Below are 14738 nucleotides of genomic sequence, written 5' to 3'. Positions count from 1 at the left end.
GTGATCAGAAAAATAAATCTAGACAAGGTCAATATGCTGGGTTCTGCTTCGCAAAACTTTGGAAATAAGCTATACTTTAATATGAGATTAAATTATGTGAGAATACTCATTGCCAAAAGGTGGTGTATGCATGTCTATCCAATCAGGACTTGGTTTATTATCCGCAACACCGAGCAATTGGTTCATGAACTCTATCGCTTTCTGGACATTTATGCTGCTGGGTTCCATGTGTATCGGCGGTTTTTTTATGTTCCGGAAATTCCTAAAGGTGTTGCCGAAAGCTGATGGAAAATCAAAGCTGGACTGGCAAAATTACTGGGTAGAACGCAGTCGTTCACTCTGGAGTGATGAATCAAAAGCTTTCTTAGACCAGCTTGTTCAGCCTGTGCCTAGCCCTTTTCGCGATATCGCCAAACATTCCATTGCTGCCGAGATCGGTAAGATCGCTGTGGAAAGTAATGCAAAAGAGGTAACTCGTGATCACTGCATTAAAGGTTACATAGTCGCCACACCACGGCGTGACAATCGTTTCCTCGTCAATTTTCTTGAAAAGAATAAAATCGACTACTCTGCTTACCAGCATTTGTTCAAGTGATTGATAATCTGATGTTGCGTTCAGAACGGAGGCCAACCTTATGAAATATGTAATATGTGGCGGCACCGGTTTTATTGGCAGCGAACTAGCAAAATACTGGCTACTAGCAGGCAATGAAGTTGCAATCGTCGGTCGCAATCTACCTAAGGCTGCACCTTATCATCCTAAGCTGAGTTACCACACATGGGACAGCCTTAACAATGATCAAGTGCCTATAGAAAATGCGGATGCCTTGGTCAATCTTGCTGGTGCTTCTCTTAGCCAGCGTTGGAGTCCAAGTGGTAAAAAGGCAATCATGCAATCCCGTCTTGCAACCGTTTCCGCTGCTGCTAAGCTACTCGACCGTTTGAAACACAAACCTTCTGTAGTCATTCAGGCGTCCGCTGTAGCTATTTACGGAACCTCTTTGCAAGATACCTTTAGTGAATCATCACCAGCCCATGTCATGGACTTCCCTTCAGAAGTGGTTAAGACCTGGGAAGAGGCTACTGATGAAGCATACAAGAATATCCGTATGATCAAGTTGCGTACTGGGGTTGTGCTCGGCAATGAAAGCGGTGCTTTCCCAAAAATGAAGCTACCTTATTTACTGGGCTTTGGTGGTAATATCGGCGCGGGAAACCAGTGGGTATCCTGGATTCACCTGACGGATATCGTCCGTCTAATCGATTTTTGTATTCAGAATCCCACCATCGCCGGACCTGTTAATGCGACTGCACCACATCCGGTCACGAACGAAGAGTTCGGTAGAACGATCGGCAAAGTATACAAACGGCCGCATTGGTTCCCACTACCCGCCATTCTGTTAAAAACAGCAGTAGGTGAATTGTCTGAGATCTTGCTCAAAGGACAACGCGTTCTTCCATCGGCGGCATTAGAACATGGCTTTATCTTTACCTTCCCCACACTTCAAACCGCTTTAGAAGATTTGAAAAGCCAAAAATAGCAGAATTAACATTCTTTGCTTGTACTCTTCATCCCATGTGGAATGTGTAACTTCCTTTTACAATCTTAAATACGGTCCCCTCTGACAGCGGGTACTCTTTGTAAGGGATCATGGCTTCGCCTTGAAAAAGCGTTCCATTTCTGGAGTCGAGATCCTTTAGTACGTATCCGCCAGGGCTCCTAGATATCTCCGCATGTACTCTAGAAGCTCCTTCCGATCTTTCTACATACTGAGCTACTTCTGCCGATCGGCCAATGATAAAGCTAGTTCGGTTTAACGCTATGGTTTCCGACTCTGCCTCTTCCTCATCGCTTCTTTTGAGATAAGGAACATTTCGAGCTAGCTTCTCATTTCGTTTGCCTTGCTCAGGTGTTTCCTCCCGTGATAATAAAGCGGTTGGGGCTATTGGACCTGGTGGTATTACAAAACTATCCTCCTCTTTCCTTGATTCAGATCGCACAGACGGAATGTTAGATAAAGGGTCGGATGGATGCTGATCTCCCTTTGGAATCGATGCTGCTGGACGCACAGGGGTCACAGGATACCTACCGAAATCCCACTCCAGTTCTCTTCGATTCGGACTCCGGTTTGTATCTTCAGAATCCTCACTCGTATGTTCCTTTTCTTCGTCACTTCCAAACCTAATTCTTTCGCTCCATACCATCCAGCTAAAAGTAGCCAAGGCAATCGTTGCGATCCCACAAACGGCTAGCCATAACGGTTTTGGGTTATTCAAATATAGGAATTTCCATAATAATGCATCACCCAATAAGCAACCTAGAATAATATAGGTTCTTGAGCTTGAGGGTTGTGAATTCGTCAACTTATTATCGTCTGTAGACCGAAGAAACCTTTCCTCTTCTTTCACCCTAAAATTCGGACTGGAATAGCTATTTAACCACGGAGCTGAATTCTGCTGCGTACGCAGACCCTTATCCTCGTTCCGCTCACTCATTTTTTTCTGGGGAGCAGGTACCTCATTCACAAACAGTTCCCTTACTCTCTCTTGCATTCGTCCTTCAGGCTCTGCCGGACGTACTTCTGTCAACTTAGGTGATGTGTATGCCATTTCTGCGTTATTACTGAATTGTCCTCTACTAGAGTCGCCCTCTGTCAACAGCTCTGAGAGAAGACCCTTTAAGCCCGCTGGTGTAAATTCTTCTTCCCCACAGTATTGCAGCACTCTTTGAACACCACTGCCAGTAAGCTCTGTGATAGAAGCCATCATCACCATGATCAGCGATTTGAGAGACTCTCCCAGCCTAGAAACAGGCTCATTCCCCTGAACAGGGATATAGGTGAGATATACCTTACCACTCTGCAATGATCCTTCAATAAAAATATAATCTTCATGCAAAGCATACTGATCCGCCCGAAGCATATATAACCTGCCATCTTCCATCCCTTGCGCAATTTGTAGAAGTAATCCAAAAAATGAGGTCATGCTCAACTTCTCACTTTTGAGCAAATGACTGAGCATTTTTTTACGCAGAACAGCATATTCCATCGTAACCTTTAAATCAATTTCCCTAAGTAACAACCTTAAATGATGAGGAATGTCAGTGTTCATCAGCATACGAGCTTGAACCATATTAAGCTTACCTACCGGCATTCCTTCTGGTTCGCCAAGCATCATATATATACCGTCCTGCTGTATAAAGTCACGGGATAATCCGTACAACAAGCATCACCACCTCCTATTTTAAAAATAAAGATAAGCGCAAATGGTACCAGGGACTACAGCCAGCATAAAGGGAAATCTCAACAGCTCATCATCTTTATTTATTAATAGGAATGAACTCTTCAATAATATGAATCCGGAAATTGTGTTAAATATCCTGCGCGTACGCCTGCCTGTCTCCCGTCTCTTTAAGACAATTAGCCAGCCTATCAAGGCCCCAAACAGTACGGAGTACATCACGACCTGCAATGTAAATAGCATTCCTGTCCACGCCCCAATCCCGGCAAAAAGCTTAACATCCCCTGCACCAACCGCCCCTATCAAATGCATAATTAGAAGCACTGCAAATCCTGCAGCGGCACCCACACCAGCCTTAAGCAGACCATCCCAGCCGTTCATCAGCGCTTGAGCAAGCAGACCAGCAAGCAAGCCTGAGACAGTGATCCAGTTTGGTATTCTCATCGACTTTATATCCGTAATAAATGCAGCTGCCAGAAACGGCAGACATCCCCAGAAGGCCCACTCCGCCATGGATTACACTCCTTTCCCCTTCACTCATTTCACTACTGTGAACATCACCTCAATAGATCTACCGTCATCGAGCTGAATTACAAATGGCCACGAGCCCGGTGTGGTATTCACACCAATTTTCCACTCCCACTCGATATATCCGTCCGCATCCGCTTGTTTCCAGCCTAAATATTTAGCAGTGCTTCCCCCGCTTTTATAAAAAACGGATAAGCTAGCGGAAGCATTCGGCGGAATTTTAGCACGAACTTTGCCTTGCTTATTGGCTACAGCTGGATTCGGTTTCTCCAAAATCTTAATAAAATCCTCTGGTTGACCAGTGCCGTCATTGCCCTTATTTGTACCCTCTCCTGTATCCCCGATCCAAAGACGTTCAACAGCACTTGCCTCAAGTACAATGCGTTGGTTTAGAAAGGGAACCTTCATCGGCAGCTCATAGCTAACCACCAATCCAAAGTAAGGTCGGGTACCCTTCTTTAACTCAGGCACGATAATGTTGGATACATGAATTCGATCATAATCCAGTAATTCTGATGACAGATACGGCTTTAATAGGGGTTTTATCGCTAGATCCAGTACACTTTCTGAGGTCTCAGCCTGTAGCTTCTGCAGAGGTCCCTCGCCCTTCTCTAAAGCTGACATGACCCACTCATTCAGCGGCTTAGGTAATGACATTGCATAACTACTGCCCCAATCTGTAAGTGACAAGCGAGGAATCGTCCAATTCGATTCGGCTTGATTGCCAGCGGATAGGTCGGTGCCATCCTTCACTGGATTAGCGCCAGCTTCGCTTGTTGCTCCCCATTTCTGCACAGCCAAAGCTGCTGGGTACATATGCGTTGAAATAGATTTCACAGTATCAGATGCTGTGCTTTGTAAGGCTGTTGAATACAAGGTCATCTGTACGATAGAAATTAGGAACAAAACAAACAGTAGGAAGATCGGAAGTACCATCGCCGCTTCTACTACCATGCTGCCTTCTTCCTGCGTCTTCCTCCTAATCCGGTACCCGTCCCCCATATCCTTACCAACCTCCTGCTAGTATGAAAAATCAGCCTGCACTGCTCTCATATATGTACTGCCTTGCACTTCTCCAGAATACCCAGCGCTATAGTCCAATAGCTTCACAACACCCGGTAGAAACCATAGTCGCATTCCAAGCTTAATATTCGATGAGACATACGTACTTCTTTCATCTGGATTTATTCCTGTGTTCAGTCGAATGAGAGCCAGCATCCGAGATAATTGAACATTCCCGCCTCCATGCAGCATCATGAACAGACGCAAATGATCACGATAAGTCAGCTGGGCCGGTAAATATTTAGACAGTGGTATGGAATCTTTCTCACAGAGTAACAACATGTCCTGAATAGCTTGCTGGATCCCATACAACAGTGCTGCGGCCAGAACAGCCAATGGGTTTCCTAAACTTGCCCTCTCAATAAAACCTTCCATCGTTCGAATAGACAGCCGCATGGCAAATATTTCAGCATACGCTGCGGCTACATTTCCAGCGGGATTATGAAATCCGTAAAGAATGTATTCCAGCTCTTGCGCTTTAGGATTAAGCTGGTCTGTAAGTTCGGCTGTGCCCTCAGAACCTTGTGCTAGAGTAGCTAACTTGGAAACATCAAAATGTTGAAAATAGAGAGCAGAGTACTCCGTTTGAAAAAGTCTATCTCTAGCCCCTCCCATAATGCCACCCATCGCTGCATAGATTCCGTCCATATCCTCCATCGCCGAACTCCCAGCAGTATACGGGTTAGTGCTGACTTCAGATTTACCAAGTGGATCTGATGCTAATTCCTTATTAAAAGCAATATTCTCCTCGTAATATTGACGAAGTGTATCATAGCTTTTCAGAGAATCCGTCACTCCGTTACCCATCATTCGAATCTTATCAAGTAACGCTTTCGCTTCACCCAGCTTCGATTTTGCTTCTCTCTCCAATTGCTTACGCTCTTTATCCGAGCTACGGTGCTGTTCGATTAAAGCCAAATCACTAACGATAATACTTCCCTTCTTACCGTAATTCTGTAGATAGTTATTCACTACGCGTGAAGCTTCAAGAACAGAAGAGATCATTTGATAGGAGTCACCATATTCACTCAAAGCTTCATACAGCACACCCGACATTCCTGTTACGATAGGTTCAATGGCCTCGTAAGAACTTTTCTGCATAGATATACTATTCTCCATCTGACTTAGATCAGTTGAGGAGAGAATCAGTGCATCTTCCTGCTCACGCAGCTTTTTAAGCGGGTCTGAGCTTATCTCTCCTGAGCTCGCCGGAATATCCCAGTCATTAGCAGGAACATTTGATAGATCCACCCCCTCCATTCGTGACTGTTCCAATATATTTCTCATCTCGTCATTCAATTGCTCTGCCTTCTTTAACGCTTTATTCGCTCCCTCCATTGATCTTTCATGGTCTTCACGAAAAGCTGTTAATAAGGCAGGAAGCCGCGATAACATTTCAGTAGTTCGACTCCGGTAGAGAGACAATTGATAAGTGTACTTTGCAGGCTTTTTACTATCACGATAAAGATCATCGTAATATTTCCCAAGATAGTCACTATACTGTGCGGGAATATCCGCCGCCGATTGCATACTTCCGAGTGAACTGGCAGAAATGGATTCTGCAGGCGGATTCATAATCCATTGAAGTAACCTTCTTCCACTCTCCGCAGCCAGGCTTCTCTGCTCTAACATAAGATCCAAAGCCTCTTCTCGCTCGTCATATAACGGCTGTAGCTTACTGAGTAGTTCAGTAGCCCGTGAGGCCTCTGCCATTACTCCTGACATCGGCTTGAATTTACCTGCCAATTCCAAAGCGAAATCCACCGGAGCCTTATACTTCATTTCCTCCAGTATTTGTCGACTCACAACATCATAGCTACCCAGCGGTCTGCTCCATTTCAAAGACGACGATTCCAAAGCGAAGGGTACAAGATTGAACGCGTCACTCCTACCACTTTTATGCATATTATCATTGAGTACCTGAGACAGCAGCATATCCCCGTCACTCTCTCCAAAGGCGAATAAACCATACTTTTCTCGTAGCTCAACATCGTAAGATGACATTACAGAGCGAACGCTAGCCCTCGCTAAACGTTCCTCCTGAACATTGAAGGCAGCAATCCGCGCATAGTCAATCAGCACAGCGGTAAATAAAAAGACGAAAGCCAGTACCATAATTAAAAAAATTGAGACTGAACCTTCCGTTTTGCCTTTACCCTGCCTCTGTTTCTTTCGACTCTTACCGCTAACAAGGCAACTGGTAAAGATGCTCCTCATCAAAACCTCCCTCCTTATCCCTACCTTCAATAGATACAAGATCCATTAGCAAGGAAATATTCACTTATCCTGAAGCTTGGTCATCATCGCGGATGCATCCTTCTTCTCCATGTGGACTCTAGACCCACTAGTACCCTCTGAACCTCCCTTGAACTTAGCCCCGAAGTAACGCATCAGGTCGACCGTACGGATAAACTCAACAGGCTCAGCGATGATAGATTGAGTTTTTACAGTTGGCTTTGCCTCATCAGACAAAACTTCATCAAGTCCAGGTAAGTGCAGTAGACGATTTAATTCAGCACTTACTTTCCGTCCTGCAAGTGAATATGCGTAGTTCAAATTTCCCGGCATGTTATTCGGAATCATAGAGGACGAATGTCTGAGTTTAAGCACTGGTAGATCACTTTCCTCTGACACTTCACCAGGTAGCTCTATTGTCGCGCCATCACTTCCAGCTTCTCCGCCGAATAAAGAGGCTAGTAAAGCATCGTCTCCAATTCTCCAATAAAGGGAGTCATACTCACCTGCAGCATAGGATCCAGAAACCTCTTTGTGGCTGTTGTCCCAATTGTAAGCCGCACGCTCAGTAGCCCCTGAGGCCACTTGCAGGAGCATAGATTTCTGGTAGCTATACAAACAGAAGAACAGAAGAAGCATTGTAATACACATGACCATTGGTAGTAGAATTGAAGCTTCAATAGTAAAGCTGCCTCGATCGTCCTTAAGCTTTTTCACTCGAATACTTCCTGGCTCTTTTCTCCTGCAGTTTTAATCAAAGCCTCCACTACTTCCTGAATTTTGTCCTTAAACAAAAGAACGACCGCAATCAGCACTGCAATAATCAGAATCATTTCCAGTGTCCCCAGGCCTTCCTCGTCCTTCCAAAAATTCTTCACGCTACCCAACATTGTCGTCATCATTAGTTTCACCCTCCTACATTTTTAACATCATGAATGCTGGCGTTCCCACCAGTACAATTACTATTAAAAAGATAACTACCATCGGAAAGACTAGTTTAGAGGAAGCTTGCTCCCCTCGCGTTCGGCTGATAGCTTTCCGTTTATCCCACAGCATCCGCGAGAGATCGCGTAGCGATAACACAAAATCCGCTCCACCTCTGCGATAATTCAGAAGAACCGTCGTCGTGAACAACGATACCTCCTGCACTGCACATCTCTTGCTAAAATTCTCGAATGCCTGCTGAAATGAATACCCTCCTTCCCATTCACTGGTCATGATCCTAAGCTCCTTATACAATGGGTGATTAACATCACCTCGGTGGCTCTCCACACAGCGGATAATCGCCCGTTGCACGGTCTCACCTGCTCCTACCAGCAATACAATGCTGTTCAGAAGTTCTGGTAGCTCGAGCATAATATTCTGCTCTCTCACCCTCACCTTTTTATGTAAATCACTCACCATAGCAGCTGGTAGAGCTACCGCCAAGAAAAAACCTAGAATCAGACCTGTCTGATCGCCGCTAAATCCTGTGATCAAACTTCCACCCACAAGCAGCAACCAACTGTAGCTAAGCATCTCACCCATGAACAACAGGGTTCGTTCTGCACTGTAACGCATCCCATAACTTCGCTGCAGGGAACGTTGAATCCTGAACATCAACGATGGAAAACGACTGACAATGCCGGTTTTCTCAATGAGCAGCAACAGCGGTTCACCCAGCTTCCGAAGTCGTAATCCTTCCATAGGAAGTTCTCTTAATCCGTCATATCTTTTTCCGCATTTAATTCGTAACAGAGCCCAGACAACAAGTAAAAATATAGTGACTACTGCACATAGCCATCGCATGATTTCTTCCCCTTCACAGCGGAATGTCCATTATTTTAGTAGTCCAGAGATAACATAAAAACAAAGCTACTAATGCAAGCGTCGATATGGCTATACCCGCTCCTGTGTACATGGGCTGCATGTAGTCTCCTGCAGTCAAACTCATAAAGATCACCATAATTAGTGGAGATATTAACAGCGCTTTCGCTTCAAATTTCTTCTGTGAAATGCTTACAGTAATATCTTGCTGAATATCCAGCTTCTCTCCAATAATCGTAGACGTACGGCGCACTACTTCTACCAGATCACCGCCTGTACGTTTACATACAGTGAACACGTCAGCGAACCGCTCAATATCTTCCATTCCTGCTCTTTCACTGAAATCCCGAAGCGCTTCCTCCACTGGCTGACCGTATTCCATGCGCGTACAGATAATATTTAGCTCCGAGATCATATCGCCGCCCCCCTCCGGGTCCAGCATACGTAAGTCTTGGACCGCTTCCCGGAAAGCATTCTCGACCGATCGCCCTGCTGAGAGTGAGGAAGACAATGAAAATAACGTCTGTTTAAACTGTAAATTAAGCATACTCCGGCGTCTTTTCAGCAAATAATTACGCAGCATACGAGGTGCATACAGCCCACCTGGCATAAGTAGTAACGACAGTATCCAATGATGATAAAAAAGATATCCCACTCCAAACAGCAGCAAACCACCTACTGCAATAGCCAGAGTTTTCTGTATCAAGGTCAACTCATATACCGTATAATCCGGCAATAATGAATGGCCTCTGGAATCAGTTTTCTTAGGCTTTTCAGCAGCAAACTTAATCTTAAACACTACCTCTTCCCCCTTTTAGAATTCAGAATCCAGCCTGTGATAACGGATAGGAGGTTACACCAGCCATTCTAAGCTTTGCTGTATGCATAAGCGGGTTTGCGCAAGAAACCAGCCCTCCTTGTACCCGGCCCTCTCGTTCACCGGACTCTCGAAATTCATATAGAGGGTTCAAGACCACTTCACCATCTTTCAGGCCTGCAACCTCACAAATCTCCATCACTCGCCTAGAACGATCACGGAGCCTGGATAAGTGTACGAATATATCAATCGCCGATGAGATTTGCTGACGAACAACCGTTACCGGTAGGTCCGCAGCACTTAACACCATCGTCTCCAGTCGACTGACCATATCGTGCGCGCTGTTAGAGTGACCCGTTGATAACGAACCATCGTGTCCAGTGTTCATCGCCTGTAGCATATCGAGGCATTCCGCTCCCCGTACCTCACCCACAACAATTCGATTGGGTCTCATCCGCAGCGAAGAACGAATCAAATCTCGAATAGAAATCTCCCCTCTACCTTCCGTATTCGCGTTCCTAGTTTCCAGGGAAACGAGATTTGGCACCGTTACAATCTGTAGCTCAGCAGAATCTTCTATTGTGATGACCCTCTCCTGTGAAGGGATAAACTGAGATAACGCATTTAGAAAGGTGGTCTTCCCCGAGCCCGTTCCCCCGCTTATAAAAATGTTGTATTTAGCAGCTACTAAGATTTGCAGTAGCTCTGCTGCTTCCTGACTTAAAGCTTCACGACTCACCAATTCATTCATCGTCATCGGCTTCTCCGGGAATTTACGTATGGTCATCGCTGGTCCCTTCAGTGAGACTGGCGGAAGTACAATATTCACACGGGATCCATCCTTCAACCGGGCATCAACGATAGGAGAGGAGTCATTTACTACCCTGTTAACACCGGATACTACCGTTTGGATAATGTCCTCCAGCCTGCTACTGGACTCAAATTCCAAAGGAAGACGACGAATCTGACCCTCCTCTTCTATAAAAATCTCAGTATGACTATTGATCATAATCTCCGTGATCGCCGGATTATCCACTAATGGCTGAAGCACATCCAATCCTCGGAAGGAGTCAAATAGTCTCTTAACTAACTCATGCTTCTCCTGTGCTGTTAAGTAACGGAGGCTTTCACTTTCTAGAATCGTTCGTTCGATAAACCCAGTAAGTTCACGGTTTCCTACTGCAGAAGTCACATCAAGCCCTGCACGAATCTCACTACGCAGCGCCCTGAACATCTCCTCATTCATGGATATTCTTCCCTGTAAAAACTAATGGGAGTGCTGGCTCTACAATCCGCTTGCACAACTGCATGATCTCCTGCTGAAATTGTGGAGAGTTCAAAAAGAGCTCCTCACGGTGTTGCAGCGTCCATGATGGGATAAAGGGACATACGCCTTCAATGATAATTCCTTCAGGAGGCACCCACTCTTCCAAACGATCCACTGCAAAATTCACTACAAATTTACTCTTCTCCATCACATAGGGGGGCATGCCAGAGTTAGGAGCGGTGCAATGCGACAACCATCTCATAGTCTTATACATGCTTACATCATCATTTTTCAGGACCCAAAGTAAAATCCCACTTCGCTGCAGCACAGCTTTCGCACGCTCTTCCTCGATGCTGCCGGTGTCCACAATAACAACATCAAAGTTTCTCTCCGCAACCAGCCGCTCTAACAAATCCAGCGTATCTTGCAAAGTCATCTGCAGCATTTCCTTCACATTAATAACTGGTCTGAAAGCAGCAGTTCGGAGGTGATCATATCTAATGAAGTATTGTCCTAATTCGATCGTATCCGCTTCATCCTTGTCTCGATTGGCCTTTATTTCATATAGCAGCCGCTCTAGTCCAGGCGTATAACCTGCAGGGATTCTGAGAAACAACCCACTGCTGTCTATACTCTCAAGGTTCAGATAGAAAACCGAAAGGCCCATTTCACCAAGCTGCTTCGCCATATTCAATGCTATCGTTGTTTTGCCCATGTTGCCGCTGGCAGAGACAACCCCCAGCAACAGCGTTTCATCTAGCACAGAAGATCCTCTACCTCTCTGAACTTCACATAACTGGAGAAATGCTTCAAGGAGGGAAGGAAGCGCCTGATATTTGGCAATCATCACTCCCCCTCCCAGACTCTTAACACTCTTACCGAGATAACCTCCATCCTCACTCAAAACTGCCCATGGAACCGTGCTTTTCCCCTCTACTAGCCAAGCCTCGATAAAAGAAGAGTCCCCCACAACAGCATCCGGGATGTCCTCTCCCCTCATAAATTCGATAAAAGCATCCATTCGGCTAAAAGCCGTAATACGCAGCATTTCTCCGTACTCGCTGTGATGAAGATAGTGCAATAATGGTTCGATATATTGACTTTCACGCACTGCGAGCACAATCCTTGCCGCCATGAAACCACGCTCCTTTCGATAAGAAGAAATCCATTATTTCTTCAAAAAAAGACAGCAAAAAAAGCACCGACAATAACCGTGGATACGGTAATTGAACGGTGCTTCCGTTACTATTCCTTTAATTTACAGCTATAGTAGCATATATATAAGAAGGCAGCAATAAGTTTTTTCGCACACTAGCTGGATACTATACTCTCATCTTATCTTCACGCCAGATCTTAATGGCAGACCGAATATCGGCAGGGTTGAGCTTCTCCTTCACCGCCCGCTGACACAGTGCTGGAAACTCATCATCACCTGCATAGCGTAGCGCTATAATTTGGGCTATTTCAAGCTCTGGATTCAAAGCTTTGCCTGTCAGACGGAAATAGCGAAACTGCTCTTCCACTCTCACCACGCGGTCCTGATTTTTTGTCGCATATATACGAATTCTTGTAATCGCAAAAAGTAAGCATAAGGACATCCCGAATAATAGCAATGGCACCGTTAAAGCACCATCATCACGTATCTCTTGAACAGCATAAATCGCCGACCACACAAACAAAATTAGAGCAAGCGGCATCGTCACAAAATGAAAAGGCCAATCAAAACGCATAAATCCCTTGGGCTTCCCTTTATTCATAATTCATCTCCATATTTTATATGACTTGTATAGCGCTTAAAGCTTGGTCTCGCCGGGAATTGCCACAATAAAGGGCTTGTTGTTCTCCCAGTTCAGCGACTTCCCTGATACTTTAGTCGTTCCATCCGCATTAACGATTCCGCAAATAATCTGACTTCCCCATACACTCGTATAATAATAGGCATAGGATGGGGCTAAAACAGGGGCTTTACCATATTCCTTCGCAATGGGGTGTCCGAATATCGCGGTAAAATCCTTTTTATCAGCCTCTTTCGAATTGTCCAAATCTGCTTCCCATACGACTGTTCTAATGTTGTCTTTAATCTCATAATACGATACAAAATGCCCATAGATTATGAAATATCCATCAGATCTGCCTTCAGGAAAATAATACGACATAGACAACGCTTCATTATCACCCGTTAATTGGGACGGTTCTCTTTCTTCAACCGGGAATTGTAAAGCAGCAATACGGGAAACTACCAAGTCCCTACTATTATAATTCTGCACAAGCTTCGCATTTGCACGTTCCTGAACCCATACAGTATTCGTAGTAGCATCTACCGTTACTCTTGCTCCAAGAGCTTCCGCAATAAATCTCAGCGGCACTGTAACTCTTCCATCCATGATGCTAGCAGGTGCATCCAGTTGTACAGATTCGGAGTTCTTCCACGCCGTTCGAGAACCCACAGCAAGCATAATCTTCATGGAGTCTCTAACGATCGTTACTTGCTTTGTACGGGCTTCCCACTGAATAGAAGTATTCTTGAAGCTCTCAAAAGCCTTCAGCGGAACCATCGTCTGTCCAGAGACGATTTGCACGCCATAATTCACGCTCGAATTATTCACCATTACCTTGAGCTTAGCATCAGCGGATACCGTTCCCATCGTACCTAAAGAAACTAGCATAACTATTAATAGATAAAGCCCTGCCTTTCGCAACATCCCTTCCCCCCTCGCTAAACGTCCTTAATTATACCAAATTATGGTTACATTATAACATCTAGCCAAATCCCGGATTACAAAAATCTTTGTTTGATCTCCGGTGTTGGGAGCAGACATTGCTCATCGCGCCCGAACCAACGGTAACGATTCCTTGCAACATAGCGGTAAAGGATATTCCGTATTGGGCGCGGCACTACAATAAAGAAATACGCAGCAGGCCAAGGCCATCTCAATCTACGTGCAATCCGCAGTACAGCAGCCGACTCTGTATAATACACACCGTTCTCCAGCAATACAACTGTGTTTAACTGCCCAGGTTGAAGTCCAGCCTCACTCATTAGCTTAGCGGCAATTTCACTTTGTAAAGGGGCGAATAGAAATTTAGCCTTGGGATCACGCGGGATGATGAAACGAATCAAACCTTGGCAAAGATGACACACCCCATCAATCAACACAATGGACTTATTTTGCATAATGTTCAGCTCCTCGTTCATAGCTCCCCCTCCCTATAAAGATAAGTGTATCGTATATTTTGGGTAAACAAAAACGCGGGATAGAATCCCGCGCCAACATGTACCGTTCTTTAATTATTCAGCAATTGCCTTTTCAATCCATTGATCACCGATCATTTGTCCTTCGAAATCAGCAGTGAATGCCTCCATGCATTTACAGATGAAATCTTTGCGGCAAATTGGACATGGAGTTTTAAGCAGGCGGCTGATGTTCGTCATTTTCCATTCCGGAAACCGATTATAAAACGCACGGCACTCCGTTCCATCAGCAAGCTTGATAATGAACTCGTACAATCCTTCCTTATCGTTGCTGCTGGCTTTGGTCACATTCGTAATATTCGGTCTGTAAGACATCTTCATCACCCATTATTTAAATTTTTGGTTGTAAATTGCACACGCAACATATTCTCAGATACTTAGACATATTAAAGAATTTTAAGAGTGATGTCAACCAAAGACGCCTAACACGGAGGCTATTTCTTGCTCTTTTCTGATCAACGCCTTTATTCAGTCATTATTTCCATAAAATATATACAGATACATTTAATTTATGATCATTCATTTTGCTG

Annotated in this window: 16 protein-coding genes; 2 read left to right on the top strand and 14 right to left on the bottom strand. The window is 44.9% G+C overall.

All coding sequences use genetic code 11. The annotated features are described in order from the left end of the window. The first annotated feature begins 130 nt into the window (after positions 1-130). Entirely contained in the window at positions 131-595 is a 465-nt protein-coding gene (locus H70737_RS05905) for a DUF2621 domain-containing protein (protein WP_042124904.1), read from the top strand. Positions 596-635: 40 nt separating this feature from the next. Continuing rightward, positions 636-1541: a TIGR01777 family oxidoreductase gene (locus tag H70737_RS05900; RefSeq protein WP_042185551.1), complete on the top strand. Its 906-nt coding sequence runs from the start codon at positions 636-638 to the stop codon at positions 1539-1541. A gap of 28 nt (positions 1542-1569) precedes the next feature. Here H70737_RS05900 and H70737_RS05895 read toward each other — a convergent pair whose 3' ends face one another. The 14 genes from H70737_RS05895 to H70737_RS05830 all read right to left on the bottom strand — a co-directional run bounded on the left by H70737_RS05895 (position 1570) and on the right by H70737_RS05830 (position 14523). Next, on the bottom strand, positions 1570-3225 hold the full coding sequence (locus H70737_RS05895) for a DUF6382 and FHA domain-containing protein (RefSeq protein WP_042185549.1): 1656 nt from the start codon (positions 3223-3225) through the stop codon (positions 1570-1572). 18 nt (positions 3226-3243) lie between these two features. After that, on the bottom strand, positions 3244-3753 hold the full coding sequence (locus tag H70737_RS05890) for an A24 family peptidase (RefSeq protein WP_042185547.1): 510 nt from the start codon (positions 3751-3753) through the stop codon (positions 3244-3246). Between the two features lie 24 nt (positions 3754-3777). Continuing rightward, positions 3778-4770, bottom strand: coding sequence for a TadE/TadG family type IV pilus assembly protein (locus H70737_RS05885; RefSeq protein WP_042185545.1), 993 nt, complete (start codon positions 4768-4770; stop codon positions 3778-3780). 18 nt (positions 4771-4788) lie between these two features. Beyond that, positions 4789-7047: a hypothetical protein gene (locus H70737_RS05880; protein ID WP_042185543.1), complete on the bottom strand. Its 2259-nt coding sequence runs from the start codon at positions 7045-7047 to the stop codon at positions 4789-4791. Positions 7048-7107: 60 nt separating this feature from the next. Then, on the bottom strand, positions 7108-7782 hold the full coding sequence (locus H70737_RS05875; protein WP_042185542.1) for a TadE family protein: 675 nt from the start codon (positions 7780-7782) through the stop codon (positions 7108-7110). Beyond that, a complete protein-coding gene (locus tag H70737_RS05870; RefSeq protein WP_042185540.1) occupies positions 7779-7967 on the bottom strand; it encodes a Flp1 family type IVb pilin in 189 nt (62 codons plus the stop codon). Before H70737_RS05870 ends, H70737_RS05875 begins: the two co-directional genes overlap by 4 nt. Positions 7968-7980: 13 nt before the next feature. Then, a complete protein-coding gene (locus H70737_RS05865) occupies positions 7981-8856 on the bottom strand; it encodes a type II secretion system F family protein (protein ID WP_042185538.1) in 876 nt (291 codons plus the stop codon). Between the two features lie 10 nt (positions 8857-8866). After that, positions 8867-9670 (bottom strand): type II secretion system F family protein, encoded by an 804-nt coding sequence (locus H70737_RS05860; RefSeq protein WP_042185536.1) that lies wholly within the window; start codon positions 9668-9670, stop codon positions 8867-8869. A gap of 22 nt (positions 9671-9692) precedes the next feature. Further along, positions 9693-10934 (bottom strand): TadA family conjugal transfer-associated ATPase, encoded by a 1242-nt coding sequence (locus H70737_RS05855; protein WP_042185534.1) that lies wholly within the window; start codon positions 10932-10934, stop codon positions 9693-9695. Next, a complete protein-coding gene (locus tag H70737_RS05850; RefSeq protein ID WP_042185532.1) occupies positions 10927-12090 on the bottom strand; it encodes a P-loop NTPase family protein in 1164 nt (387 codons plus the stop codon). The genes H70737_RS05855 and H70737_RS05850 overlap by 8 nt, the downstream gene beginning before the upstream one ends. Before the next feature lie 187 nt (positions 12091-12277). Next, positions 12278-12712, bottom strand: a complete 435-nt coding sequence (locus H70737_RS05845) for a DUF6526 family protein (protein ID WP_042185530.1) — start codon at positions 12710-12712, stop codon at positions 12278-12280. Positions 12713-12748: 36 nt separating this feature from the next. After that, entirely contained in the window at positions 12749-13657 is a 909-nt protein-coding gene (locus tag H70737_RS05840; protein WP_042185528.1) for a copper amine oxidase N-terminal domain-containing protein, read from the bottom strand. 74 nt (positions 13658-13731) lie between these two features. Continuing rightward, complete coding sequence (locus H70737_RS05835; RefSeq protein ID WP_042185526.1) at positions 13732-14151, bottom strand: thiol-disulfide oxidoreductase DCC family protein; 420 nt, start codon at positions 14149-14151, stop codon at positions 13732-13734. Between the two features lie 93 nt (positions 14152-14244). Beyond that, on the bottom strand, positions 14245-14523 hold the full coding sequence (locus tag H70737_RS05830) for a hypothetical protein (RefSeq protein ID WP_042124803.1): 279 nt from the start codon (positions 14521-14523) through the stop codon (positions 14245-14247). Positions 14524-14738: the final 215 nt, after the last annotated feature.

This window comes from Paenibacillus sp. FSL H7-0737, from assembly GCF_000758545.1.
Classification (GTDB): Bacteria; Bacillota; Bacilli; order Paenibacillales; family Paenibacillaceae; genus Paenibacillus_AQ.
The sequence above is the reverse complement of the archived record's forward strand: the minus strand, read 5'-3'. Positions and strand labels throughout refer to the sequence as shown.